This window comes from Luteimonas aestuarii (assembly GCF_004357985.1).
Classification (GTDB): Bacteria; Pseudomonadota; Gammaproteobacteria; order Xanthomonadales; family Xanthomonadaceae; genus Luteimonas; species Luteimonas aestuarii.
Genome location: NZ_SMTF01000015.1, coordinates 1 through 25,312, shown reverse-complemented (window position 1 = coordinate 25,312; position 25,312 = coordinate 1). Strand labels below are relative to the sequence as shown.

27 protein-coding genes are annotated in these 25,312 nt (G+C 68.4%); 9 read left to right on the top strand and 18 right to left on the bottom strand.

What is annotated here, in order from left to right:
• Genes pdxA through E2F46_RS14325 form a run of 4 tightly spaced genes read left to right on the top strand, consistent with a single transcriptional unit; the run spans window position 1 to window position 3,069 of the window.
• On the top strand, window positions 1-1,002 hold the full coding sequence (pdxA, locus tag E2F46_RS14340) for a 4-hydroxythreonine-4-phosphate dehydrogenase PdxA (RefSeq protein ID WP_133323270.1): 1,002 nt from the start codon (window positions 1-3) through the stop codon (window positions 1,000-1,002).
• Entirely contained in the window at window positions 999-1,805 is an 807-nt protein-coding gene (gene rsmA, locus E2F46_RS14335) for a 16S rRNA (adenine(1518)-N(6)/adenine(1519)-N(6))-dimethyltransferase RsmA (protein ID WP_133323269.1), read from the top strand. The genes pdxA and rsmA overlap by 4 nt, the downstream gene beginning before the upstream one ends.
• 36 nt (window positions 1,806-1,841) lie before the next feature.
• The gene (apaG, locus tag E2F46_RS14330; RefSeq protein ID WP_133323268.1) at window positions 1,842-2,225 is read left to right on the top strand and encodes a Co2+/Mg2+ efflux protein ApaG; all 384 of its coding nucleotides are present in this window, start codon (window positions 1,842-1,844) and stop codon (window positions 2,223-2,225) included.
• 13 nt (window positions 2,226-2,238) lie between these two features.
• Entirely contained in the window at window positions 2,239-3,069 is an 831-nt protein-coding gene (locus tag E2F46_RS14325) for a symmetrical bis(5'-nucleosyl)-tetraphosphatase (RefSeq protein ID WP_133323267.1), read from the top strand.
• 15 nt (window positions 3,070-3,084) lie between these two features.
• On the opposite strand, the gene E2F46_RS14320 is transcribed toward E2F46_RS14325, so the two are convergent.
• The 5 genes from E2F46_RS14320 to E2F46_RS14300 all read right to left on the bottom strand — a co-directional run bounded on the left by E2F46_RS14320 (window position 3,085) and on the right by E2F46_RS14300 (window position 6,563).
• A complete protein-coding gene (locus E2F46_RS14320) occupies window positions 3,085-3,615 on the bottom strand; it encodes a dihydrofolate reductase (RefSeq protein ID WP_133323266.1) in 531 nt (176 codons plus the stop codon).
• Between the two features lie 6 nt (window positions 3,616-3,621).
• A complete protein-coding gene (locus tag E2F46_RS14315; RefSeq protein WP_133323265.1) occupies window positions 3,622-4,416 on the bottom strand; it encodes a thymidylate synthase in 795 nt (264 codons plus the stop codon).
• Entirely contained in the window at window positions 4,413-5,315 is a 903-nt protein-coding gene (lgt, locus tag E2F46_RS14310) for a prolipoprotein diacylglyceryl transferase (protein WP_133323264.1), read from the bottom strand. The genes E2F46_RS14315 and lgt overlap by 4 nt, the downstream gene beginning before the upstream one ends.
• Window positions 5,316-5,395: 80 nt before the next feature.
• The gene (locus E2F46_RS14305) at window positions 5,396-6,157 is read right to left on the bottom strand and encodes a TerC family protein (RefSeq protein ID WP_133323263.1); all 762 of its coding nucleotides are present in this window, start codon (window positions 6,155-6,157) and stop codon (window positions 5,396-5,398) included.
• Window positions 6,158-6,182: 25 nt separating this feature from the next.
• The gene (locus E2F46_RS14300; RefSeq protein WP_133323262.1) at window positions 6,183-6,563 is read right to left on the bottom strand and encodes a diacylglycerol kinase; all 381 of its coding nucleotides are present in this window, start codon (window positions 6,561-6,563) and stop codon (window positions 6,183-6,185) included.
• A gap of 230 nt (window positions 6,564-6,793) precedes the next feature.
• On the opposite strand from E2F46_RS14300, the gene E2F46_RS14295 reads away from it, so the two are divergent.
• Window positions 6,794-7,525, top strand: a complete 732-nt coding sequence (locus E2F46_RS14295) for an SGNH/GDSL hydrolase family protein (protein ID WP_243720451.1) — start codon at window positions 6,794-6,796, stop codon at window positions 7,523-7,525.
• A 138-nt stretch (window positions 7,526-7,663) separates the two neighbouring features.
• Here the strand turns inward: E2F46_RS14295 and E2F46_RS14290 are convergent, their stop codons facing one another.
• The 6 genes from E2F46_RS14290 to E2F46_RS14265 all read right to left on the bottom strand — a co-directional run bounded on the left by E2F46_RS14290 (window position 7,664) and on the right by E2F46_RS14265 (window position 14,762).
• On the bottom strand, window positions 7,664-8,650 hold the full coding sequence (locus E2F46_RS14290; protein ID WP_243720450.1) for an isoaspartyl peptidase/L-asparaginase family protein: 987 nt from the start codon (window positions 8,648-8,650) through the stop codon (window positions 7,664-7,666).
• A gap of 488 nt (window positions 8,651-9,138) precedes the next feature.
• Window positions 9,139-10,368, bottom strand: a complete 1,230-nt coding sequence (locus E2F46_RS14285; protein ID WP_133323258.1) for an ABC transporter permease — start codon at window positions 10,366-10,368, stop codon at window positions 9,139-9,141.
• Window positions 10,365-11,075 carry an ABC transporter ATP-binding protein gene (locus E2F46_RS14280; RefSeq protein ID WP_133323256.1) on the bottom strand — a complete coding sequence of 237 codons (711 nt, stop codon included), beginning with the start codon at window positions 11,073-11,075 and terminating at the stop codon, window positions 10,365-10,367. The genes E2F46_RS14285 and E2F46_RS14280 overlap by 4 nt, the downstream gene beginning before the upstream one ends.
• Window positions 11,072-12,646 (bottom strand): efflux RND transporter periplasmic adaptor subunit, encoded by a 1,575-nt coding sequence (locus E2F46_RS14275; protein WP_243720449.1) that lies wholly within the window; start codon window positions 12,644-12,646, stop codon window positions 11,072-11,074. Before E2F46_RS14275 ends, E2F46_RS14280 begins: the two co-directional genes overlap by 4 nt.
• A gap of 85 nt (window positions 12,647-12,731) precedes the next feature.
• Window positions 12,732-14,024 (bottom strand): sensor histidine kinase, encoded by a 1,293-nt coding sequence (locus tag E2F46_RS14270; RefSeq protein ID WP_133323254.1) that lies wholly within the window; start codon window positions 14,022-14,024, stop codon window positions 12,732-12,734.
• A gap of 24 nt (window positions 14,025-14,048) precedes the next feature.
• Window positions 14,049-14,762: a response regulator transcription factor gene (locus tag E2F46_RS14265; RefSeq protein WP_133323251.1), complete on the bottom strand. Its 714-nt coding sequence runs from the start codon at window positions 14,760-14,762 to the stop codon at window positions 14,049-14,051.
• A gap of 168 nt (window positions 14,763-14,930) precedes the next feature.
• On the opposite strand from E2F46_RS14265, the gene E2F46_RS14260 reads away from it, so the two are divergent.
• The gene (locus E2F46_RS14260; protein ID WP_133323249.1) at window positions 14,931-15,278 is read left to right on the top strand and encodes a DMT family protein; all 348 of its coding nucleotides are present in this window, start codon (window positions 14,931-14,933) and stop codon (window positions 15,276-15,278) included.
• Between the two features lie 73 nt (window positions 15,279-15,351).
• Here the strand turns inward: E2F46_RS14260 and E2F46_RS14255 are convergent, their stop codons facing one another.
• The gene (locus E2F46_RS14255; protein WP_133323247.1) at window positions 15,352-15,654 is read right to left on the bottom strand and encodes an Mpo1-like protein; all 303 of its coding nucleotides are present in this window, start codon (window positions 15,652-15,654) and stop codon (window positions 15,352-15,354) included.
• A 259-nt stretch (window positions 15,655-15,913) separates the two neighbouring features.
• Here E2F46_RS14255 and E2F46_RS14250 point away from each other — a divergent pair, with 259 nt between their 5' ends.
• Entirely contained in the window at window positions 15,914-16,288 is a 375-nt protein-coding gene (locus E2F46_RS14250) for a hypothetical protein (RefSeq protein WP_133323241.1), read from the top strand.
• A 4-nt stretch (window positions 16,289-16,292) separates the two neighbouring features.
• On the opposite strand, the gene mazG is transcribed toward E2F46_RS14250, so the two are convergent.
• The 3 genes from mazG to nudE are packed head-to-tail and all read right to left on the bottom strand — an operon-like array spanning window position 16,293 to window position 18,455.
• Entirely contained in the window at window positions 16,293-17,090 is a 798-nt protein-coding gene (gene mazG / locus E2F46_RS14245) for a nucleoside triphosphate pyrophosphohydrolase (RefSeq protein WP_133323331.1), read from the bottom strand.
• Between the two features lie 17 nt (window positions 17,091-17,107).
• Window positions 17,108-17,914, bottom strand: a complete 807-nt coding sequence (gene cysQ / locus E2F46_RS14240; RefSeq protein ID WP_133323239.1) for a 3'(2'),5'-bisphosphate nucleotidase CysQ — start codon at window positions 17,912-17,914, stop codon at window positions 17,108-17,110.
• Window positions 17,904-18,455: an ADP compounds hydrolase NudE gene (gene nudE / locus E2F46_RS14235; protein ID WP_133323237.1), complete on the bottom strand. Its 552-nt coding sequence runs from the start codon at window positions 18,453-18,455 to the stop codon at window positions 17,904-17,906. Before nudE ends, cysQ begins: the two co-directional genes overlap by 11 nt.
• A 41-nt stretch (window positions 18,456-18,496) precedes the next feature.
• Between nudE and bioA the strand changes: the two genes are divergently transcribed.
• Both bioA and E2F46_RS14225 read left to right on the top strand, forming a co-directional pair.
• The gene (bioA, locus tag E2F46_RS14230) at window positions 18,497-19,894 is read left to right on the top strand and encodes an adenosylmethionine--8-amino-7-oxononanoate transaminase (RefSeq protein ID WP_133323235.1); all 1,398 of its coding nucleotides are present in this window, start codon (window positions 18,497-18,499) and stop codon (window positions 19,892-19,894) included.
• Window positions 19,885-20,631, top strand: coding sequence for a 16S rRNA (uracil(1498)-N(3))-methyltransferase (locus E2F46_RS14225; protein WP_133323233.1), 747 nt, complete (start codon window positions 19,885-19,887; stop codon window positions 20,629-20,631). The genes bioA and E2F46_RS14225 overlap by 10 nt, the downstream gene beginning before the upstream one ends.
• A gap of 40 nt (window positions 20,632-20,671) precedes the next feature.
• On the opposite strand, the gene E2F46_RS14220 is transcribed toward E2F46_RS14225, so the two are convergent.
• The 3 genes from E2F46_RS14220 to E2F46_RS14210 form a co-directional block, all read right to left on the bottom strand.
• Window positions 20,672-21,157, bottom strand: a complete 486-nt coding sequence (locus E2F46_RS14220) for a chemotaxis protein CheW (protein WP_133323231.1) — start codon at window positions 21,155-21,157, stop codon at window positions 20,672-20,674.
• The gene (locus E2F46_RS14215) at window positions 21,154-22,845 is read right to left on the bottom strand and encodes a chemotaxis protein CheB (RefSeq protein WP_133323229.1); all 1,692 of its coding nucleotides are present in this window, start codon (window positions 22,843-22,845) and stop codon (window positions 21,154-21,156) included. Before E2F46_RS14215 ends, E2F46_RS14220 begins: the two co-directional genes overlap by 4 nt.
• Window positions 22,838-25,312, bottom strand: a 2,475-nt coding sequence (locus E2F46_RS14210) for a response regulator (RefSeq protein ID WP_133323227.1), incomplete at its 5' end; no start/stop codon positions are given. The genes E2F46_RS14210 and E2F46_RS14215, both read right to left, overlap by 8 nt.

Below are 25,312 nucleotides of genomic sequence, written 5' to 3'. Positions count from 1 at the left end.
ATGAGTCGCCCGCGGCTGGCGCTGGTCCCGGGTGAGCCGGCCGGCGTCGGCCCGGAACTGTGCGTGCGCGCCGCGCACCGCCATTGGGACGCCGACCTTGTCGCCTTCGGCGATCCCGGCGACCTGCGCCGCGCCGCCGATCGCCTCGACCTGGACCTTGCCTTCGCCGCCCCGGATGCCGCTGGGGTATCGCCTGGCGTACTCCGACTCCTGCCCATCGACAACGCCGTGGACGTCGCGCCCGGCACGCCGGACGCGCGCAACGCGACTGCCGTCGTTGCGGCACTCCATGCCGCCATGCAGGCCTGCGACCGTGGCGAGTGCGATGGCCTGGTCACCGGCCCCGTGCACAAGGCCACCATCAACGCCGGCGGCATCGCCTACTCCGGCACCACCGAATTGCTGGCGGCGCACGCGGGCTGCGACGTGGTGATGATGCTGGCCAACGACACCCTGCGCGTCGCACTGGCGACCACCCACCTGCCGCTGCGCGCCGTCGCCGATGCCATCACCGCCAACGGACTCGACCGCACCCTGCGCATCCTGCAGACGGCCCTGCAGCACGACTTCGGCATTCCGGACCCGGTCATCGCCGTGCTCGGCCTCAATCCGCATGCCGGTGAATCCGGGCATCTGGGGCGCGAAGAGCTCGAGGTGATCGAGCCGCTGCTGGGGCGCCTGCGCGCGGAAGGCATGCGCCTCGAGGGGCCGCTGCCCGCTGACACGGCCTTCCTTCCCGACAAGTTGCGCGGCTTCGATGCCGTGCTGGCGATGTACCACGACCAGGGTCTGCCGGTACTGAAGTACAGCGGCTTCGAACAGGCCGTGAACCTGACCCTGGGCCTGCCCTGGCCACGGGTCGCTGTCGACCACGGCACCGCCTTCGACCTCGCGGGGACCGGCAAGGCCGACCCGTCCAGCCTGTTTGCAGCCATCGACACCTGCACCGCCCTCGCACGCCAGCGCATGGCACGGGCGAGCACCATGGCCCGCTCCGCATGACCCCCCCAACGGACACGCCCCGCTTCCAAGACCGCGCGAAGAAGTCGCTCGGCCAGCACTTCCTGCACGAGCGCGGCGTGGTCGACAAGATCGTGCTCGCGGTCGATCCCAGGCCGGGCGAGCGCATCGTCGAGATCGGCCCCGGCCAGGGCGCGATGACCTTTCCCCTGCTCGACCGCCACGGCGCGCTGACCGCAATCGAGTTCGACAGAGACCTGCTGGCACCCCTGGCCGACGCCGCGCGTGCGCACGGCGAGCTGACCCTCGTCCATGCCAACGTGCTGGACGTGGACTTCACCGCACTGGCCGCGGGCACGCCGATCCGCCTTGTCGGCAACCTGCCCTACAACCTGTCCTCGCCGATCCTGTTCCACGCGCTGGACCATGCGGCTGCCATCGTGGACATGCACTTCATGCTGCAGAAGGAGGTGGTGGACCGCATGGCCGCCGCGCCAGGCAGCAAGGTCTATGGCCGCCTCAGCGTGATGCTGCAGGCCTGGTGCAAGGTCACCGCACTGTTCTCGATCGGTCCCGGCGCGTTCCGGCCGCCGCCGAAGGTCGACTCGGCCGTGGTGCGGCTGGTACCGCGTGCGCCGGGCGAGGTGGGCATCGACGATCCCGCGCGTTTCGCCGCCATCGTGCGTGATGCCTTCGGCCAGCGCCGCAAGACCTTGCGCAACGCGCTGTCGCGCCTCTGCGACGAGGACGCGATCCGCGCCGCCGGCATCGACCCGCAGCGCCGCGCCGAGCAGCTTGCGGTCGCCGATTTCATCCAGCTGGCGAACCATCCTGCCGCGGCATAGTCGAAGGCTTCATGCCCCGCCGCGTACACTGTGCCGATGACCGCGCAATCCGACTACACCCTCGAGATCCAGATCGCCACGCAGTTCCTCGACGACGAGTCGAAGCCGGAGCAGGATCGCTACGTGTTCGCGTACACCATCCGCATCCGCAACCTGGGGCGGCTGCCGGCGCAACTGCTGTCGCGGCACTGGATCATCACCGACGCCAACGGCAAGGTCGAGGAAGTCCGCGGCGAGGGCGTGGTCGGCGAGCAGCCGCGGATCGAACCCGGCGACGAGTTCACCTACAGCTCCGGCGCCGTGCTGCAGACGGCGGTCGGCACCATGCAGGGCAGCTACGACATGCTCGGCGACGACGGCACGCGTTTCGACGCGCCGATCCCGCCGTTCACGCTGTCGATGCCGCGCACGCTGCACTGAGGCCCGCACACGCATGGCCGTCTGGGCGATCGGAGACCTGCAGGGCTGCTACGGCCCCACCCAGCGCCTGCTGGAGAAGATCCGCTTCGACCCCGCGCGCGACCGTCTGTGGTTCTGCGGCGACCTGGTCAACCGCGGCGGCGAGTCGGTGCAGACACTGCGGTTGGTGCATTCGTTGCGCGAGCACGTGCACGTGGTGCTGGGCAACCATGACCTGTCCCTGCTGGCCATTGCAGAGCGCCGCGAACCCGAGCAGCGCAAGGTCAACCCGGACCTGCAGGGCGTGCTGTTCGCCGACGACCGCGACGTGCTGCTCGACTGGCTGCGGCAGCAGCCGCTGCTGCACGCCGACCGCGAGCTGGGCTGGATGATGGTGCACGCCGGCCTGGCACCGAAATGGACGACCGCCATGGCCGAACGGCACGCGCAGGAAGTGCAGCAGAAGCTGCGCGGCAACGATGCGCGCAAGCTGCTCAAGCACATGTACGGCGACCAGCCCGCCTGGTCGCCGGGGCTGCGTGGCATCGACCGCGACCGCGCGATCATCAACATCTTCACGCGGATGCGTTATTGCTCGCCGCGCGGCCGCATCGCCTTCCTCGAGAAGGGGGCGCCGGGTACCCAGCAGCCAGGCCTGTACCCCTGGTACGACGTGCCCGGTCGCGCACAGCGCGACCTCAGGATTGCCTGCGGGCACTGGTCCACGCTGGGGCTGTTCATCGGCAATGGCGTGCATGCGCTCGACACGGGTGCCGTCTGGGGCGGCAAGCTCACCGCGCTGCAGCTTGATGCCGATGGCCTGAATGTCGTGCAGGTCGCGGGCCGGGACGTTTCGCCTCCCTAGGCCGCATCAGGCAGCTCATCGAGGGACGGGTTGCCCAACGCCATCCATCACGTCCACCCGCAGGTAGTCCACGAAGGCATAACTGCAGGCGTGGCGCGCATCCGCGGCGTGTTCCTCCCGGGCGACTTCCAGCCAGTGCGCGGCGTCGAACGCAGGAAAGAACACGTCGGCATCGTCCACCAGCATGTCGACCCACGTGAGATGCATCGCCACGGCAAACGGCAGCGCCAACGCGTAGATCTCGGCCCCGCCGACGACGCTCAGTTCAACGCCACCTTCGCCAGCCGCCACCTGCAGCGCCTCGTCCATCGAGGACACCGCGCGCATGCCATCGAATGGTACTTGCCCAGTGCGCGTCAGCACCAGGTTCAAGCGCCCCGGCAGCGCGCGGCCCAGCGATTGCGCGGTCTTGCGGCCCATCAGGATCGGCTTGCCCAGCGTCAGTGCCTTGAACCGCTTCAGGTCGTTCGGCAGCCGCCACGGCAGGTCGTTGTCGCGCCCGATGGCGCGGCTGCGGTCCAGCGCGGCGACCAAAGAGACGCGCATCGCGGCCTAGACGGCCACCGGCGCCTTGATCGCCGGATGCGGGTCGTAGCCTTCGATGGCAACGTCTTCGTAGGCGAAGGCGAACAGGTCGGTGACGTCGGGATTCAGACGCAGGGTCGGCAGCGGCCGCGGACTACGCGTCAACTGTTCGCGTGCCTGCTCGTAATGGTTGGAGTACAAGTGCGCGTCGCCCAGCGTGTGCACGAAGTCGCCCACGTCCAGCCCGGTCGCCTGCGCCACCATGTGCGTGAGCAGTGCGTAGCTGGCGATGTTGAACGGCACGCCCAGGAAGATGTCGCCGCTGCGCTGGTAGAGCTGGCAGCTGAGCCTGCCGTCGACCACGTAGAACTGGAACAGCGAATGGCACGGCATCAGCGCCATCTGCGGCAGCTCGGCCACGTTCCACGCACTGATCACCAACCGCCGCGAATCCGGGTTGCGCCTGATCTCGTCCACCAGCCATTGCATCTGGTCGATGGTCCTGCCATCCGCACCTTCCCAGCTGCGCCACTGCTTGCCGTAGACCGGGCCGAGCTCACCGTGCTCGTCCGCCCACTCGTCCCAGATGCTGACCTTGTTGTCCTTGAGGTAGGCGATGTTGGTTTCGCCCTTCAGGAACCACAGCAACTCGTGGATGATTGAGCGCAGGTGCAGCTTCTTGGTGGTGACCAGCGGGAAGCCCTCGCCCAGGTCGAAGCGCATCTGGTAACCGAACACGCTGCGGGTGCCGGTGCCGGTGCGGTCCGACTTTTCCGTGCCGTTCTCCAGCACGTGGCGCAACAGGTCGAGGTACTGCTTCATTGCGCGGCCCCGGCCGGTGCCGGCTGCAGCGTCGGCGCGTGGCGCGACTTCCACAGCCAGAACAGCCCCAGTGCGATCAGCGGCAGCGACAGCACCTGCCCCATCGTCAGCCAGTCGAAGGCGAGGTAGCCGATCTGCGCATCGGGCACGCGCACGAACTCCACCACGAACCGGAACACGCCATACAGCAGCGCGAACAGTCCGCTCACCGCATAGCGCGGGCGTGGCCTGGACGAATACCACCACAGCACCGCGAACATCACCGCGCCCTCCAGGAACGCCTGGTACAGCTGCGACGGGTGCCGGGCGAAGGCATCGAGCGCGCCGGTGGCGTATTGCTGCTGCAGCTGCGCCATGAAATCGGCGCGCTCCGGGAACTGCCGGTGCAGGTCGATGAACGCCGGGTCGGTCGGGAACACCACGCCCCATCCGGCCTGCGTGTACTTGCCCCACAGCTCGGCACCGATGTAGTTGCCCAAGCGTCCCAGGCCCAGGCCCGGCGGCACCCATGGCGCGATGAAATCCATGACGTCGAAGAAGTGCAGCTTGTGCTTGCGCGCCCACCACCATGCCGCCACCAGCACGCCGATGAGGCCGCCGTGGAAGCTCATGCCGCCTTCCCATATCTTCAGCATCTGCACGGGGTTCTGCAGGTAGCTGCCGAAGTCGTAGAACAGGATCGAGCCGACCCGCCCGCCGATCACCACGCCCAGCATGCCGTAGAACAGCAGGTCGCCGAACGCGTTCGCATCCACCCCCGGCAGTCGGCCAGCGCGGACACGGCGGCTGCCCAGCCACCACGCCACCACGAAGGCCAGCAGGTACATCAGGCCGTACCAGTGGATGCTGACGGGGCCGAGCGACAGCGCGACCGGATCGATCTGGTGCAGGTGGATCATGGGGCCGGGCAATCCTCGACGGGCGTGCGCCTATTGTGCCCGAGCGCGTGCGGCACCAACACTGGCGGTGGCAGGCCTGGTCAAAGCGGCACGTCCACGCCCGTCGTGGGCTTTTCGCCACGGCGGCGCGCATTCCGCTTGACCCACAGGTTGAGCAGTTCGACCACCGCCGAGAAGCCCATCGCACCGTAGATGTAGCCGCGCGGGATGTGCACGTCCAGGCCTTCGCAGACCAGGTAGGCGCCGATCAGCATGATGAAGGCCAGTGCCAGCATCTTGATGGTCGGGTTGCTGTCGATGAACTGGCCCAGCGGGCGCGCCGCCAGCAGCATCACCGCGACCGCGATCAGGATCGCCGCCACCATCACCGGCACGTAATCGCCGGCCATCCCGACGGCAGCGATCACCGAATCCAGCGAGAACACGATGTCGATGACCGCGATCTGCGCGATCACGCCCGCGAACGACACCTTCGGCTTGGCGTTCACGTCCTCGGACTCGGGCTCGCCCACCACCAGGTCGCGGATTTCCATCGCACCCTTGACCAGCAGGAACACGCCGCCCAGCACAAGCACCAGGTCGCGCACCGAGATGCCGTGGCCGAACACGGTGAACAGGTCGTTGGTCAGCCCCGCCAGCCAGGCCAGCGTGAGCAGCAGCAGGATGCGGGTGATGCAGGCCACCGCGATGCCGAACTTGCGCGCGAACTCGCGGCGCTCGGCGGGCAGCTTGCTGACTGCGATGGAAATGAACACCAGGTTGTCGATGCCCAGCACGATCTCGATCGTGCTCAGGGTCAGCAGCAGGATCCAGACCTGCGGATCGGTCAACAACTCCATCATCTGAAACGCTTCCTCGATTGATCGATCACAGCCAGCGCGGGACCAGCACCAACGCCCACACCAGCAACACATTCACCATCGCCACGAACACCGCGGCCGACCCCATGTCCTTCGCACGCCCCGCCAGTTCATGGCGCTCGTCGCCGTACCGCGCGATCACAGCTTCCACCGCAGAGTTCAGCAGCTCCACCACCAGCACCAGCAGGCAGCTGCCCAGGAGCAGCGCGCGCTCGATGCCATCGTTGCCCAGCCACAGCGCCAGCGGCGCCAGCACCAGCAGCAGGTACACCTCGAGGCGGAACGAGGACTCGTGCAGCCATGCCGCGCGCAGCCCCTGCAAGGACCACACGGTTGCCATGAAGATCCGCGCCGGGCGGCGCGGGAGATGGCCGAACTCGTCCGCCATGCGGCCTACGCGCTCCTGCACCCACGACCAGCGCGCATCGCGCGACGGGCGCGACGGAGGCAGGAGGCGATTGGACTGGCTGGCATGGGACCCTCTGCAGACCCGGGCACCGGGTGTCAGCGCGCGGATTTTGCCACATCCATGACCTGGACCCCGTTATGCCATGAAAACGTTTGCATGGCGGGGCCGGGGCTGGTTCACTTGCCTTCTCCCGCCGAGAGGACATGCCCATGCCGGCCCGCGACCTGCCCGCACGCGTTCCATTCCTGCCCATGTTGCTGGGCCTGCTGCTGGCGGCCTGCAGCACCGCCCCAGCGCTGCAACCGGCGACCGACGCCGAGGCGCGCACCACCACACTCGACCCCGTCTCGGACCCCGCCTGGGTGCAGGACATGGCCCGTTTCGCGGCAGAGGACGCCGCCAACCCGCCACCGCGCGATGCCGTGGTATTCACCGGCAGCTCTTCGGTGCGGATGTGGGACACGCTGGCCGCCGACTTCCCGGGGGTACCGGTGCTCAATCGCGGCTTCGGCGGCTCGCAGGTGCGCGATTCCGTGCACTACGCCGATGAGGTCGCCCTCCGCTACCGCCCGCGCCAGGTGCTGATCTATGCCGGCGACAACGACATCAATGCAGGCCGCACGCCGGCGCAGGTGCTGTCCGATTTCCAGGCCTTCGTCACCCGGCTGCGCAGCGAGCAACCCCTTGTGCGCATCGGTTACCTTGCGATCAAGCCCAGTCCGTCGCGCATCGAGCAGTTGCCCCGCCAGCAGGCCGCCAACCGCCTGGTGCGCGAGTGGACGGAAACGCAGGACGGCGTCGACTTCATCGATGTCGCCACGCCGCTGCTCGATGCATCAGGCCGGCCGCGCGAGGACCTGTTCATCGGCGACCGCCTGCACCTCAATGCCGCGGCCTATGCGCTGTGGCGCGAAGTGGTGGCGCCGTACCTGCAGCGGTAGCGCACTCGCGGCCGACGCACGCATGGCATCCCTTCTCCCGCCTGCGGGAGAAGGCGGCCCAACGCGCCGGATGGGGGCACTCGGTCCCCGTGAGACAAGTCCGCAGCGCCTGCAGCCCTACGGAGAAAGCAACGTTGCCTACTCTTCGCGGAAGATCGCCGTACCACGATCCCCGTCGGGCTTGATCCAGCCGCGGTACATCCCCGAGGTATTGAACGGCATGGCGATGTTGCCCTCGCGGTCGAGCGCGATGGCACCGCCGTCGCCGCCCAGCTCGGGGACGCGCTTCATGATCACTTCGTCGGCCGCGGCCTGCAGGGTGTCGCCGCGATAGGCGACGCGCGCGCAGATGTCGTGTGCCACCGCATTGCGGATGAAGAATTCGCCCCAGCCGGTGCCTGACACGCCGCAGCGCTCGTCCGCCCAGGTACCGGCACCGACGATCGGCGAGTCGCCCACGCGCCCGAACTTCTTGTTGGTCATGCCACCGGTGGAGGTGGCCGTGGCGATGTGGCCGTGCACGTCCAGCGCCACCGCGCCAACGGTGCCGAAATACTTGCCCTTCAGGTCCTGCGGATCGACCTCGCCCGCCTGCGCTTCGGCTTGCTCGCGCTCGCGTGCCCGCTGCAGCTGCTCGTAGCGCGTCTCGGTGTCGAACCAGTCGTTGCCGACACGCTCGATGTCGGGCTGCCGGTCCGCGAACTGCTCGGCGCCGTCGCCCATCAGCATCACGTGCGGCGAGCGCTCCATCACCACGCGCGCCAGGGTCACGGGGTTGCGCACCGTGGTCACGCCGGCCACCGCGCCCGCACGGCGGGTATGGCCTTCCATGATCGAGGCATCCAGCTCGTGCCGGCCGATGGCGTTGTACACCGCACCCTTGCCGGCGTTGAACCGGGGGGACTCCTCCAGCGCCACCACCGCGGCCTGCACGGCGTCGAGCGCGGTGCCGCCGGCGGACAGCACGGCATGCCCGGCATCAAGTGCCACGTCCAGCGCCGCGCGGATCTCGCGCTCGTCGGCGGCGGACAGGTCGGCGCGTTCGATCACGCCCGCGCCACCGTGGATCACCAGGGCGAACCGGCCGCCCGCTTCATGTGCTGCATCCTGTGCATTCGTGTTCATGGCCACCATTGCCAATACCAGAGTCATCAACAAGCGCATCGAGCAAACCCCGCGCGGAAAGCACAAGGATACCCCGTGACCGGACACCGATGGCCCGACCGCACTGGCCCCACACCATCACGGGCGTATCGCGACCCTCGCACGGAGCGCGAGAAACCAACCCTGGGGATCGGTGCTTCTTCAGATCCCGATACGCGGACGCGCCTGCCGGGGCCATGTCGAGTCGCGGCCCGATATCCGCTTGGTCGGCATGGCCCCGGCAGGCACCCCCCACATCGACGATGCGTCAGGCAACAAGGCCAGTCGGGGAACAAGCCGTTCGCGCTTCCACCGACCTTGCGACGATCTGTCCGCGCAGGTCCGATGCCACCGCAACCAAGCGGATATCGGGCCGCGACCTGCGGTGGCATTGGACCTGCGCAACCCCGGCCGATCCTCTTTCCCTCGACGGGGCCACGAACCGGAAACGTCTCGCGTCCGAGTCGCGCCTACTGCTGGCGCAGCGCCTCGATCGGGTCGAGCTGGCTGGCCTTGCTGGCCGGGTAGTAGCCGAAGAACAGGCCGGTGGCGATGGAGAACCCCGCGGCAAGGCCGATCACCTGGCCGTTGAGCTGTACCGGCAGCTCGCTGTTGAACTGGCCCACCAGCAGCGCCCCGATCACCCCGATCACGATGCCCAGCGTGCCACCGCCCAGCGACAGCAGCATGGCCTCGGCCAGGAATTGGCGACGGATATCGGAAGGTCCCGCGCCGACCGCCATGCGCAGGCCGATCTCGCGGATCCGCTCGGTCACCGAGACCAGCATGATGTTCATGATGCCGATGCCGCCGACGATCAGCGAGATCGTCGCCACCGCGCCCAGCAGCCAGGACATCAGGCGCGTGGTGGCGGTACGCGTGGCCACGATCTCGGACATGTTGCGCACGCGGAAGTCGTCCTCGGCGCCCGGCGCGATGCGATGGCGCTGGCGGAGCAGCGATTCGATCTCGCCCTGCACGTAGGTCAGGTCGTCGGGATTGCCCACGGCCAGCGCGATCTCCATCACCGCCTTTGGCGGCATGCCCATCGCACCCATCAGCCGCCGCCGCGCGTTCTCCAGCGGCAGCATCACCACCTCGTCCTGGTCGCGACCCCAACTGCTCTGCCCCTTGGGTACCAGCGTACCGATCACGGTCAGCGGCACGCGGCCGATGCGGATGGTTTCGCCGATGCCGGTCTCTTCGCCGAACAGTTCGCGGCGCACCGTTTCACCCAGCAGCACCACCATGTCGTCGCCGGCTTCCTCGAAGCCCTGTCCTTCCGCGATCTCCCAGCCGTAGATCGTCAGGTAATCGGGTTCGACGCCCTGCCAGCTGGCGTTCCAGTTGCGCTCGGCGAACACCACCTGGCTGTTGCCGCGCAGGGAACCGGAGATGTACTGCACCTCGGGCACCTCGCCGCGGATCGCGTCGATGTCGTCGGTGTTCAAGGTGAAGAAACTGCTGGCGGCCATGCGCACGCCACCGCTGCTGCGCGGCACGTTGGAGGAGATGTCCAGCCGCTGCGAGCCCAGGCCCGAGACCATGCGATCGATCTCCGCTTGCGTACCCTGCCCCACCGACACCATCACGATCACCGAGGCGATGCCGATGATCACGCCCAGCGACGTCAGCGCGCTGCGCATCCAGTTGCCGCGCAGCGCGAACAGGGCGGTGCGCAACACGTCGGAGAACTTCATGCTTCGCCCCCTTCCTCATGCATCTCGCCATCGCGCATGACGTAGGTGCGGTCGGCGTGCGCGGCCACTTCGGCATCGTGGGTGATCAGGATGACGGTGTGGCCGTCGTCGCGCAGGCGCTTGAACAGCGCCAGGATCTCCTCGCCGGTCTTCGAGTCCAGCGCACCGGTAGGTTCGTCCGCCAGCAGGATCGGCGGCTGGTTGATCAGCGCGCGTGCGATCGCGACGCGCTGCTGCTGGCCACCCGACAGCTCGCTCGGGCGATGCGAGGTACGTCCGCCCAGGCCCACCGCCTCCAGCGCCTCGATCGCCAGCCGGCTGCGTTCGGCGGGCGGCACCTGGGCGTAGCCGAGCGGCATCGCCACGTTGTCTTCGGCGCTCATCCGGGGCAGCAGGTTGAAGCCCTGGAACACGAACCCGATCTTGTCGCGGCGCAGTGCCGCCAGCTCCTCGCGGTCCAGCGTGGACACGTCCACGCCGTCGCAGTGGTAAGTGCCGGAGGTGGGCGTATCGAGGCAGCCGATCAGGTTCATCAGCGTCGATTTGCCCGATCCGGACGGCCCCATGATGGCGACGAACTCGCCGCGGTCGACGCGCATGTCCACGCCCTGCAGTGCGATGACTTCCGCCTCGCTGCCCTCGGCATAGACCTTGCGCAGTGCCCGCGTCTCGATGACCGGCACCGAAGTGGAGGCGGCGTCGCTCATCGTGCCGCGCGCTCGCCGGTGATGATCACGTCGCCTTCGGACAGGTTGCCGATGACTTCGGTGCTGCTGCCGTCACTGGCACCGATGCGCACCTGCACCGGCTCGCGGCGCCCGTCGACCAGCCTGTACAGCGTCGCACGGGTGGCACTGAGCGACGACGCCAGCGCCGCGTTCCAACGCTGCCGCTGGCCCTCGTCCAGCGTACGCGTGAAGTCGGCGAAGTTCTGCTGCATGCGCTCCAGCATCCGCTGGCGGATCTGCGCCTGCAGGTTGGCATCGCCGCCGCCACCCGCGCGCATCACCATCGCGCCCGGCGGCGGTCCGCCACCGCCGGCGGCCGCACCCCGCTGCTGCTGGCCCATAGACTGGCGCGCGGCCTCGCTGCGCTGGCGCTGCTCCGCGACGGCGGCATCGAACGCCGCGCGCTGCTCCGGGTTGAGGTCCAGCGTGGACGCGATGCGCTCGAATTCCTCGGACATCCCCGCGCCGCCACGTCCGCCCGCAGCAGGAGCGATTGCGGTGTCGCCGACCGGCTTGTAGCGCAGGGCCGCATTGGACACCTTCAGCACGCCCTCGCGGTTGCTGACCTCGATCTCGGCATTGACGGTCAGGCCCGGCAACAGCGTGCCATCGGCGTTGTCCACGCTCACCACGACCGGATAGGTCACCACGTTGTTGGTGGTGGTGGCGGCCAACCGCACCTGGTCCACCACGCCGCGGAACTGGCGGTCCGAAAACGCGTCGGCACTGAACGTCACCGTCTGGCCGGGGCGGATCTGGCCGATGTCGGCCTCATCCACCGCCAGCTCGATCTTCATCTTCGACAGGTCTTCGGCGATGGTGAACAACTCCGGCGCCTGCAGGCTGGCGGCGACGGTCTGGCCCGGCTCGATCGTGCGCGTCAGCACCACGCCATCCACCGGCGAACGGATCACGGTGCGGTCGAGATTGACCTGCGTGGTCTGCAAGGATGCCGACTGCTGGCGGATTTGCGCCTGCGTGGAGTTCACCTGCGCCTGCGCCTGCTCGAACGCGGCCCGCGCCTGGTCGATGTCGGCCTGCGCCACCAGCTGCCGCGTGCCCAGGTCCGCCTTCCGGCGGTAATCCAGCTCGGCGTTGCGCAGGGTGGCCTGCGCCTGCGCCTGCGACGCGCGCGCCGCAGCCACCTGCGCATTGCCCTGCTCGATCTGCGCCTCGTAGGTGCTCGGGTCGATCCGCGCCAGCACGTCGCCCTGCTTGACCTCGCTGTTGAAGTCCACCAGCACGTCGGTCACCTGGCCGGAAATCTGGCTGCCGACCACGATCGTCGAGATCGCGCTCAGCGTGCCGGTGGCGGAGATGGCGACGCGGATGTTGCCGCGCTCGACTTCAGTGGTGCGGAATGCGCCGGCCTGGTCGGCCGCGCCGCGCTGCGTCCAGTACCAGCCAGCTGCCGCCAGCGCGGCAACGACGACGAGCGCGACCACGATGCGCGGCAGCGGACTGCGGCGCCGCTTGGCGCCTGGCCGGGACGTGGGCTTGGAAGATGCAGGGGCATTGGATGGGGAAGACATGCGGATGCGGTCGCTCATGGATTCACTCGGATCAGGCTAACGCATGGATCGGCCGCGAGTTGACAGCCATGGGACCAGACCACGGCCCGCCCTCGGGCAGGCTTCAGGCGACGGATGCGTTGCCGAAACGGATGGTCGCCAGCGTGCCGCGGGACGGCTCGCTCTCCAGCGTCACCGGCCAGCCGAAGCGATCGCCCAGGCGGCGGACGATGGTCAGCCCGATCCCCTTGCCGATGGGGTTGAACTGGTCCGCGCGGAAGAACGGATCGTAGGCCTGCCGCAGGGTGTCCTCGGACATGCCGATGCCGGTATCGCGGATGCGCACCTCGTCGGTATCGATCTCCACGTCGATGCGTCCCTGCTCGGTGAACGTGCAGGCATTGCTGAGCAGGTGCCCCAGCATCACCGACAGCACCCGGGGCGGCGCCAGCAGGCGGGGCGAGGCATGCTCGACAAGATGCAGCTCGACCGGCTTGTCCTGCAGCAGGGCACGCGCCTTGTCGACTTCTTCTTCCACCAGGTCGCGCAGCGCGAACTCCTCGGTCTGGGGAGCCACGTGGCGCTCGCGCGCCAGGATCAGGAAGGCATCGACCAGGGTTTCCATGTCCTGCACGGCGCGCTGGATGCGCAACAACGATCGCTGCATGTGCGCAGGTACAGCGGGATCGCCGAGCATCATGTCGGTGGCCACCCGCACCACGGTCAGCGGCGTGCGCAACTCGTGGCTGGCATCGCGGGTGAAGTCGCGCTCGCGCTGCACGAACTCCGCCATGCGCGTGGCCAGGCCACCCAGTGCACTCGAAAGCGCACGCATTTCCTTGCTGGTATCGGCGGCCAGGGGATACGGCAGCACGACCGGCATCGCCGCATCCCAGTCGTTGGGATTCCACTGCGCCACCACGTCGGACAGGCGATTGACCGGCAACACCATCAGCCTGGAGCGCCGATAGGTCAGCCAGGAAATCACGGCGATGCCCAGCAGGCCCAGCCCGCCGAGCAGCAGCGCCGTCAGCCAGGCCATGCGGTTCACCATGTGCGTGGATATCGCGAGATACAGATCCCCCTCGGCACGACGATCGAGCAACACGTGGCGTGGCTCGCCGTCGCCAAGCGCAACATGCTTGCCGGGGGCCAGTTCCCGGATCCGGGGGGGCACCGCCGCGGGGTCGTCGCCAGGCGTGACGAACCACGCTTGCAACAAGGCCGATCGCGGCAGCTCCGCGGCGTTCCCGCCGTTGGCCCAGAACGCGGCGGCTTCCGTGTCGAGCCATCGATCCAGCAGGGTGTCGCGGACGTAGGCGCCCACGACCACGATGCCCACCACCATCGCGACCGATGCCAGCAACGCCTGCGTGACGAAAGCGAAGCGGATCCGCTTCGGCAACCCCTGTGGCATGTCCCGACTACCCGCTGCTTCGCATCAGGCCGGCGACTGTTCGATGTCGGCGATGCGGTAGCCGGCGCTTTGCACGGTGTGCAGCAGCTGCTTGTCGTACGGCTTGTCGATGATCTTGCGCAGGTTGTACAGGTGGCTGCGCAGGGTGTCGGAATCGGGCAAGCCATTGCCCCAGATCTCGCGCTCGATCTCCTGCCGGTTCACCACGCGCGGCGATTCGCGCATCAGGATGGTCAGCAGCTTCATGCCGATCGGCGACAGCTGCAGTTCGTCCCCGTTGCGGGTGGCGCGCATGCTGGCCGGGTCGAGCACGAGGTCGGCGACCTTCAGCACTTCCGAGCCCACCTGCCGGCGTTCGCGGCGGATCAGCGCACGCAGCCGGGCTTCCAGCTCCTGGATCGCGAACGGCTTGGTGAGGTAGTCGTCGGCGCCGGACGACAGGCCGGTGAGCTTTTCATCCAACGTGTCGCGCGCGGTCAGCATCAGCACCGGCGTGGACTTGCGCGCTTCCTGGCGCAGGCGTTTGCACACCTCGATGCCGTCCAGCCGCGGCAGCATCAGGTCCAGCACGACGACGTCGTAGCTGTTCTCGCTGGCCAGCCGGTAACCATCCAGGCCGTCCTGGGCGTAGTCCACCTCGAAGCCGCGGCTTTCGAGGTACTCGCCCACCATCTCCGAAATGTTGCGGTTGTCCTCCACGATGAGGACCAGACCACCCGTCTCCTGTCCACTGCGCATTCGATCAATCCTGCCCGTCGGGGCGTCATCTTCAACTTTGTGAAGACTGCAGGGGAGCGCATGCAAGGTTTGTGAAGACGCCGGAACAGCGCCAAACGGCCGCAACTTCGTCGAAACCACACCGAACGGGCCTAGAATTCGCTCGCCCACCACCCATGAGCCACGGCCATGCCGACCCTCCTCGACCGCCTGACCCCCGTCGCCCTGCTGGTGGCGTCCAACATCTTCATGACTTTCGCCTGGTACGGGCACCTGAAATTCAAGTCGGCGCCGCTGATCGGCGTGATCGTGATCAGCTGGGGCATCGCGTTCTTTGAATACTGCCTGGCCGTGCCCGCCAACCGCCTCGGCAGTGCCCTTTACTCCGCGCCGCAGCTCAAGGGCATGCAGGAGGTGATTACGTTGCTGGTGTTCGCCGTGTTCTCCACGAGCTACCTCGGCCAGGCGTTGAAGTGGAACCACTGGGCCGGGTTCGCGCTGATTGCAGTGGCGGCGTGGCTGATCTTCCTCGAATGACGGGCAGGACCCCGTCCACGACGCAATCGCGGATCGAGGCCAACAGCACTGACACCAAAGCTGACGCGCCTCGCTAAAGCTTGACTCGACCCGTCAGGATGTCCTTGAACATCACCCAGTCGCCCGCGAATGAATAGAACGGGTGCTTGAAGGTCGCAGGCCGGTTCTTCTCGAAGAAGAAGTGCCCGACCCAAGCGAACGCATATCCGGACACCAGCGCCGCCAGCACCCACCATGCATTCGACTGCGCGACGGCAAGCATGACGCAGACGATCGCCACGCAACTGCCGATGAAATGCAGCCGGCGCGAGGTGCGATGGCTGTGCTCGCTGAGATAGAACGGATAGAACTCGCGAAAACTGTTGAAGCGGCTCATCGCCCGGCCTCCGCCATGCCTGCTTGCCCGGGGCCATGATGGCCGTCATCCCGACACGGTACAACTGCGCGCCTGCGGTGATCGGCATGCAATGCCGGCCCGGGCGTACACAGCTTTCCGGAAGGGCATCCAACGCAACGGTCCACGACGGGCGCCGCCAGGTCCTGGCAGGATCGGTCTGCACGCGTCCGGACCGTCGCATGCGAACATGCGGAGTCAGGCACGGCGCGTCGGGACGATGCATATGGGACCGAAGCCCATGCCGCCCTCATCAACGATCGGCGAGATGATTGCCGACGATGCCGCGTTCCAGCCACCGGACCGGGTGGGACTGGGCATGGTGGTGACGCTGTCAGGCGGTACGCGCAGGATGACCGGCTTCCGCCACCTGGCCGATGGCGACTTCATCCCCGACACCCCGGACGAGGCCGGCGATGTGATGCGCAAGACCCGCGACTTGCGGGACGCGTTGGTCTTCGATGGCCACGGCGCCTTCGTGCAATGCCTCATCCGCCTGACCCGGCCGGGTGGCCGGCTGCGCCTGCAGTTCGTGTTCGACGCTCCCAAGCGCCGGGTGCCGCGCGGGATCGGCCTGGACATGTCGGAATTCGCACAGGGGCTGCGCCCCGGGTGAATCGTCACTCCAAGGCCTTGGCACGCGCCCAGTAGCGGTCCTGTGCGTCCAGCGCCAGGTCCTGCAGGCGCACGCCGTCGACCTGCGCCATGGCTTCCATCGCGCGGAAGCGGCGCTCGAACTTGAGGTTGGCGCCGCGCAGGGCAGCGCCCACGTCGACCCTGGCATGGCGCGCGAGGTTGGCGGCGACGAACAGCAGGTCGCCGACTTCTTCCTGCAGTCGCTGCTGCGCATCGGGATCGCCGGGCTTTTCCGCCACCGCCGCAAACTCGGCCCGCACTTCCTCGATCTCTTCGTGCAGCTTCTCGATGACCGGTGCCGGGCCGGGCCAGTCGAAGCCGACGCGCGCCGCACGCGACTGCAGCTTCACCGCGCGCTGCCATTCCGGCAGGCCACGCGACACGCCCGCCAGTGCGGAGTCGTCCCGGTCGCCCGCGGCCGTGCGCTCGGCACGCTTGATCGCTTCCCAGCTTTCGGTCTGCGCGTCGGCATCGGCGACCGCGGCATCGCCGAACACATGCGGATGCCGCCGCTCCATCTTCTCGCAGATCGCGGCGGCCACGTCGTCGAATGCGAACGCGCCCTGCTCGCTGGCCATCTGCGCATGGAACACCACCTGCAGCAGCAGGTCGCCCAGTTCGTCCTTCAACGCGGGCAGGTCGCCGCGATCGATGGCATCGGCCACCTCATAGGCCTCTTCGATGGTGTACGGCGCAATGGTCGAGAAATCCTGTTCCAGGTCCCACGGGCAACCGCCATCCGGGTCGCGCAGGCGCGCCATGATCGCCAGCAGCCGTGGCATGTTGCCGTCGCGCGCGTTCACAGCCACGTCGTCCACGGCAGCGATGCGTCCCCCAGGGCGATGAAGTCGCCGTTGAGCAACGTGTCGCGCTGGTTGTAGCGCAGGGGACGTCCCTGCGGGTCGAGCACCGCGCCGCCCGCCGCCACCACGATCGCCTGCCCCGCGGCGGTGTCCCACTCGCTGGTCGGCGCGAAGCGCGGATACACATCCATGCCGCCTTCGGCAAGCAGGCAGAACTTGAGCGCCGAGCCCATGCCCACGGCTTGCGTGTCGCCGATGCGCTGCATCAGCGCCGCCGTGCGCGGATCGAGGTGCGAGCGGCTGGCGGCCACGCGCAGCGGCGACGTGGCAGGGACCCGCGCAGCGATCGCGCGTTCGTCGTCGCCATCGCGGCGCCATGCGCCCACGCCTGGCGCGCCGTGCCACAGCGCACCGCCCACCGGTGCCAGGATCAGCCCGAAGACCGGCGCGCCATCCTCGACCAGCGCGATGTTGATGCAGAACTCGCCGTTGCGCTTGACGAACTCGCGGGTGCCATCGAGCGGATCGACCACCCACAGGCGCCGCCAGCCACGTCGTTCGGATGCCGCGATGGCATGCGCGGACTCCTCGGACAACACCGGGATATCGGGCGTCAACGCGGCCAGGCCGGAGACGATGCAGCGATGCGAGGCCAGGTCGGCCTCGGTCAGCGGGCTGGCGTCGGCCTTGCGCTCGACATCGAAATCGCTTTCGTACACCCGAAGGATCGCCGCAGCGGCATCGCGCGCAATGGCGATCACGCCTTCGCGCAAGGCGGCATCGACCCCGCGATCAGCCGGCATGGCGGGCAAGGTACTCGCGCACCAGGAACAGTGCGGCGATGGAACGGCCCTCGGAGCAGTCCTCGCGCTCCACCAGTTCGTGCAGGGCATCGAGCCGCCATGGCACCACTTCCAGCTCCTCCGGTTCGTCGCCGGGCAGGCGTTCTGGATACAGGTCGCGGGCCAGCACCACCGTGGTGAGGTGGCTCATGTAGGTCGGCGCGAGCGTCAGCGTGCGCACGATGTCCAACCGGCGTGCGCCGTAACCGGCCTCTTCCTTCAGCTCGCGGTCGGCCGCCTGCAGCGGGGTTTCGCCGGCATCGATGCGGCCCTTCACCAGGCCCAGCTCATAGCGATGCACGCCGGCCGCGTACTCGCGCACCAGCAGCACCGTGTCGTCGTCGATCATCGGCACCACCGCCACCGCGCCGTGGCCGCGCCCGTGCAGGCGCTCGTACAGGCGGCGCTCGCCGTTGCCGAACTCCAGGTCCAGCCGCTCCATGCGGTACGGGCCGGCATCATGCTCGGTGATGCCGTGGATGGTGGGCAGGCGACGGCTCATGCCGGCACGGTTCCCGGCGCGCAAGGGGCGATAATGGCGGCATGGCAAGTCACGATGACGCAATTCTAGACGACGCGGCCCATTGGCGTTCGCGCGATCTCGCCGTGCTCTGGCACCCGTGCACGCAGATGCGTGAGCACCCCGATACCCTGCCCCTGCTGCCGGTCGCCCGCGGCGATGGCGCGTGGCTGGTCGGCCACGATGGCCGCCGCACCCTGGATGCCGTCAGCAGTTGGTGGGTCACCCTGCATGGCCATGCCGAACCGCGCATCGCCGAGGCCATCGCCCGGCAGGCGCGCACGCTGGAACAGGTGATCCTGGCCGGCTGCTCGCACCCGCCCGCCGTCGAACTGGCCGAACGCCTGCTGGCACTGGCGCCGCGCGACGCCGGGCGAGCGCCGCTGGCCAAGGTGTTCTATGCCGACAACGGCTCGGCCGGCGTTGAAGTCGCGCTGAAGATGGCCTTCCACTGGTTCCGCAACCGCGGCGACGAGCCGCGGCGCACGAAGTTCGTCGCCCTGCACAACGGTTACCACGGCGAGACCATCGGCGCGCTCTCGGTCAGCGACATCCCGCTGTACCGGCGCGTCTATGCCCCGTTGCTGCTGGAACCGGTGTTCGCGCCCTCGCCCGACGCCTACCTCGCCCGCGACGGGCAGTCCGCCGAAGACTGCGCCGAGGAAGCGGCCGATGCGCTGGCGCACCTGCTGGACGAACACGCCGGCGAGATCTGCGCGCTGATCCTGGAACCGTTGGTGCAATGCGCCGGCGGCATGCGCATGCACCATCCCGTCTATCTGCGGCGCGTGCGCGAACTGTGCGACGTGCACGGCATCCTGCTGATCGCCGACGAGATCGCCGTGGGCTTTGGTCGCACCGGCACGCTGTTCGCCTGCGAGCAGGCCGGCATCCAGCCCGACCTGCTGTGCCTGTCGAAAGGACTCACCGGCGGCTTCCTGCCGCTGGCGGCGGTGCTGGCCACGCAGTCGATCTACGACGGTTTCCTCGACGATTCCCGCGAACGCGCCTTCCTGCATTCGCACAGTTACACCGGCAACCCGCTGGCCTGTGCGGCGGCGCTGGCCTCGCTGGACATCTTCGACCAGGACGACCTGTTGGCACGCAACCGCGACACCGCCGCGCAGATGGCCGCACTGGCCGCGCCCATCGGCGCGCATCGCCACGTCGCCGACCTGCGCCAGACCGGCATGATCGTCGCCTTCGAGCTGGCGCGTGGTGGCGACAAGGCCACGCCGTTCGATCCATCGCTGCGCATCGGCCTGCGCGCCTATCGCGCCGCGCTGGACCGTGGCGTGCTGCTGCGGCCACTGGGCGACGTGTTGTACTGGATGCCGCCCTACCGCATCGACGACGCGCAGCTGGCGCTGCTGGCCGAAACCACCGCCGCCGCCATCGAGGAGGCCACCGCGTGCGCATGATCCGCGCCTACGTCGACCTGCTGCTCGAGCCGGGCGCGCGCGTGACGCTGCCGGAGGCGGCCGCGGGCCACCTGGTACGCGTGCTGCGCCTGCGCGAGGGCGATCCCTGCGTGCTGTTCAACGGCGACGGCCACGACTACGACGCGCGCCTAGTCGAGGCCGGCAAGCGTGGCGTGGTGGCGGAGATCGGCACATCACGCGCGGTGGACAACGAATCGCCGCTGCGCATCGTGTTGCTGCAGGGCATCGCGCGCGGCGAGAAGATGGACCTGATCCTGCAGAAGGCGACCGAACTGGGCGTGGCACGCATCGTCCCGGTCGACGCCGAACGCACCGAGGTGCGGCTGGAGGGCGAGCGGCTGCGCAAGCGCGTCGCGCACTGGCACAGCGTGGTCGCCTCGGCCTGCGAACAGTGCGGACGTGCGCGGCTACCCGGCGTCGACGATCCGGTGGCGATCACCAACGTGGCCACGAATGCGGCGGATGCATCGCTTCGACTGACGCTCGACCCGCTGGGCACGCATCGCCTGCCGGCACTTTCGATCAGTGCACCGGCGACGATTGCCGTCGCGATTGGCCCCGAGGGCGGCTGGTCGCCGCGCGACCGCGCCGCCCTGGAAGCCGCCGGCTTCGAAGGCCTGCGCCTCGGCCCGCGCATCCTGCGCACGGAAACGGCAGGGCTCTCCGCGATCGCTGCGCTGCAGGCGATCCACGGCGATCTGGGCGGGGCGACGTGAGCCGGGATCGAGTGCGCGACGTGCCCTTGCGCGCGAAGGTTCAGGCGGCGAGTGCTTCGCGCAATGCGCCTTCGATACCGTCGATGTCGGGCACGTAAGCCACGTCATCACCGAAGCGCACGCGTGCGCTCACGCCCTGCGGCAAACCATTGCCATCATCGCCCGCATCCGCATCGCCCGGGGATTCCAGCAGCGCGTCGCGGGATACCGTCACCAGGCGCGGGAAGCCCTTGGTCAGCAGGGCGAAATACGGCATCGCCGCTTCGCCGCCCAGCGCCTTGAGCACGATCACCTTGCTGCCGAGGCCACCGGCTTCCTTGCCCAGGCCGGCCAGCGGCGCGAACGCCACCAGCGGCAGGCGCCAACCGCGCCAGCGGATGCGGCCCAGCAGCCAGTCGGGCGCGTTCTCCACCGGCTCGGGGTCGGCGTAGGACAGCACCTCGGAAATGGTGGCATTGGGCAGCAGCAAGCGCGCCGATTCAGTCTGGATCAGCACGCCACGGATGTCGCGCAAAGGTGTATTCATGGCTGCAGCTCTTCAAGATCGGGGCCGGCGGCGCCAGGCGGTGGCCAGCGTTCGGCCAGCATCGCCGCGAGTTCGCCGGGTGTGCCGGTGATGCCACCGCGTTCCATCAGCGCCAGCGAAGCGTCCGGGTCATAGGAGCCGTCCGGCGCCTGGCCGGCCACCAGCGCGGCGGACCATTCGCCCGCGCCCGCGGCATCGGCGAGACTGCGCGACGCGCCGCTGAGCAGCAGCAGGGCGCTGTCGCCGGCCGGCAGTGCGTCCGGCAGCGCCTGCCCCGCGGCGTCTGCATCGAACCACAGGCGGCCCTTGTCGCGGCGCAGGCCCAGCTCGGGCGGCAGGAAATACACCTGTCCAGCCACGGCTTCGGCGTTGGCACTGGCCAATTCCACCGGCAGCGCGGCTGCGCGCTCCATCTGCCGGACCAGCCGATCGTAGCGCCCGCCATCGAGCTGCAGGCGCACCAGTACCGTGCGCGGGAACCCCGGGGGCATCGCCGCCAGCAGCTGGCGCACCGCATCCGGTCCACCCAGTCCGGCATCCACCAGCACGGCGCCGCGCTCGGGACCATGGCCATAGCTTTCCGGATCGGCCAGCGACAGCCCGGAGATGCGCGCGTCGAGCCGCTCGGCGACCGCAGGCGCACCATCGTTGCGCGCGGCGACCTGAATATCTTCATCCGCAGCCAGCGACAGGCCGCCGGTGTCGAAACCCTGCGAAGCGCCTTCCTCGACTTCCGCGGCATCGCCGGCGTCCTCGGACTGCCCCGCTTCGCCCGTCTCGCGATCACTCTCGCCATCGGCGGACGGCCCGGGCGCATCGTCGACCAGGGAGAACCCGGACAGATCGAACTCGACCGCATCCGCCACAGCAGGGTTCGCCGAGGCATCAGCGCCACCAGCCTCCGCCATGCCGTCGACGTCGGCATCGTTTCCAGGCGTTGCGCCGGATGCATCGCCGGCCAGCGAGAAACCGGACAGATCGAACTCCGCCGGCTCCGCGGCCGGGGGGCGCGGCAGAGCGCCGGCATCGGCATCCGCCAGTTCAAACGCCACGGGATCGAAGGGTAGCGGGGCATCGGTATCCGCACTGGCCTCGATCGTCGTCCCGAGGTCCTCTGCAGGCGCTCCACCCGTCTCCCAGGCCAGTGGATCGAACGGCGACGCAGCCTCCACACCCCCGCTGGCCGCGCTGCCTTCGATACCGCTGTCACGCGGCACCTCCTCGGCGCGCTGTTGCGCTTCGTCGGCGAACGCGACGATCGCTTCCTCAAGGTCCACGTCATCGCGACGCGAGGGCAGCGGCCCGGGGGATGGCTGGAGATCCGTCTCGTCTTCTGCGCCTGGCGGCAGGACGTCGCCGTGGCGATGCAGCTTCGCGGACAGGTGTCGCATCCAGCGCGCCGCATCCCAGCCGGCGCGCTGCGCGGCCAGTTCGGCTTCCTCGAAGATCACGAGGTAGGCAGGATCGGCCAGCAGGTCGTCGAACGCTTCCAGCGCGTCCTCGATGGCGGGCTCCAGCGCCACCATGATCGCCTGCGGCCGGGCATCGCGTACTGCGGATTCACCCGCATCGACCGGGTCCGCGACCAGTACGAGATCAGCCCCCGCTCCACGCAGCGCCTCCCCGATCCGGTCGCAGGCATCGCCGGCACGCGCCAGCAACGCCACTCGGAGCGTGCCGTCATTCATCTTCCGGCACCACCTTCAGCAACTCGTAGACGTTGCGGATCAGTTCGTTCTCCTGGTATGGCTTGCCCAGGTAACGCTCGACGCCGATGTCGAAGGCGCGCTGGCGATGCTTCTCGCCGGTGCGCGAGGTGATCATCATGATCAGCACGTCGCGCAGGCGAGGATCGGCCTTCATCTGCGTCGCCAGTTCGTAGCCGTCCATGCGCGGCATCTCGATGTCCAGCAGCATCAGGTCGGGCACGCGTTCTTCGAGGCGCTCCAACGCGTCCACGCCATCCTTCGCGGTCACTACTTCGAATTTGTGGCGTTCCAGCACACGCCCGGTGACCTTGCGCATGGTGACCGAGTCATCGACCACCATCACCAGCGGCACGCGTCGCTGCTCTGGCTGCGGCTGCGGCGTTTCATCGCGCGGCATCACTGCATGGCGACGCGCCAACGGCGCAACGTCGAGGATCACCACCACGCTGCCGTCGCCCATGACCGTAGCGCCGAAAATGCCCGGGATCGAGGCCACCTGGGGGCCAACCGGTTTCACCACGATCTCGCGGTTGCCGACGATCTCGTCCACCGCCACCGCAACGCGCAGGTCGCCCGAACGGACCAGCAATACCGGCATCTGCAGTTGGCCTTCGGCCTTCGCCGGTGGCTGGCCGACCAACTCACCAAGGTCGTGCAGCGCGTACTGCTCGCCGCCATATTCGTAGCTGGCACCGTCCACGCCGAAGCCTTCGCGTGCCGCGCGACCGACGCCGCGCACCGATGCGATCGGAACTGCAAAGCTGGTATCGCCGATACGCACGAATACCGCCTGCGTGACTGCAAGCGTCTGCGGCAGTCGCAAGGTGAAAGTCGTGCCCTGTTGCGCACGGCTGTTGATGTCGAGCGAACCGCCCAACTGGCGGACCTCGCTGGCCACCACGTCCATACCGACACCGCGACCTGCCAGTCGGCTGACTTCGGTCGCCGTCGAGAAGCCCGGCTCGAAGATCAGCAGGTCGAGATCGCTGTCGCCCAAGGCAACGCCGGGGCGGATCAGTCCACGCTCGCTGGCGCGCTTGCGGATCGCATCGCGGTCCAGGCCGGCACCGTCGTCACCCACTTCCAGCACTACTTCCGAGCCTTCGCGGCGCACCGCGATGTGGATCGTCCCTTCCTCCGCCTTCTTCGCCTTGCGACGCACGCTCGGTGCTTCCACACCATGCGCCACGGCGTTGCGCAGCATGTGTTCCAGCGGCGCGGTCATGCGCTCGAGCACGTTGCGGTCGAGTTCGCCCTGCGCCCCATCGAGCTTCAGTTGCACCTGCTTGCCGGTTTCGGAGGCGGCCTGGCGGACGACGCGGCGCAGGCGCGGCACCAGTGCATCGAACGGCACCATGCGCGTGCGCATCAAGCCTTCCTGCAGCTCGGAACTCACGCGCGACTGCTGCAACAGCAGGGTTTCGTATTGGCGCGTCAGGTCGTCAAGCGTGCCCTGCAGGCTGCCCATGTCGGCCGCGGACTCGCCCAGCGCGCGCGACAGCTGCTGCAGGGTCGAGAAGCGATCGAGTTCCAGCGGGTCGAACGTGGTGTCGGCGGTATCGTGCTCGCGCTGGTAGCGCGCGATGATCTGCGCCTCGGTCTCGATATCGAGGCGACGCAGCTGGTCGCGCAGACGCGCATTGGTCTGCTCCATCTCGTTCATCGCCGCGCGGAACGCACCGAGCTGCTGTTCGAGGCGCGCGCGATAGATCGCCACTTCGCCGGCGTAGTTGACCAGTCGGTCAAGGAGGTCGGCGCGGATGCGCACCTGCTCCTGCGGTGCGCGCACCCCGACATCGTCATCGTCCGCAGCGCTGTCTTCGATCGGCCTGGACAGCGGTGCAAGCTGGACCTTCGGCGTCGACGCCAGTGCCGGCGCAGACTCGGCGGCCGCATGCGCCTCCGGGGCCGCCTCGGCTGCAAGCGACTGGCCCGCGGCCAGCGCGTCGAAACCGTCGATCAGCGCCTGTGGCATCCCCACGGCCTGGCGCGCACCGACACGGGTCACCATCGCGTGCAGGCGATCGATACCCTGTTCGAGCAGACTCACGCCGGCACGGTCCAGCTCCACGCGCTGGTCCACCACCGCCTCGAGCAGGGTTTCCATGGCATGGCCCAGCTCGCCAATGGCGAACATGCCGGTCATCCGCGCACCGCCCTTGATGGTGTGCAGGTCGCGTTGCAGCCCCACCAGCGGCTCGCGCTCGCCGGGCGCTTCGCGCAGCAATGCCACCAGCCCATCCGAATGGTCCAGCAGGTCGCCGCTCTCCTCGACGAAGATATCCAGCAGTTCGGTATCCACGCCGGTCACATCGAGCGGCTCGTCCGGATCGTCGATCGTCCCCGCGACAGTGGCCAGCAGGGTCTCCACTGCCTCGTCGACTGACCCATCCGGTACGGGTTCGCTGGAAGCCGCCTCGGCCTCGACACGTTCGGCCTCGACACG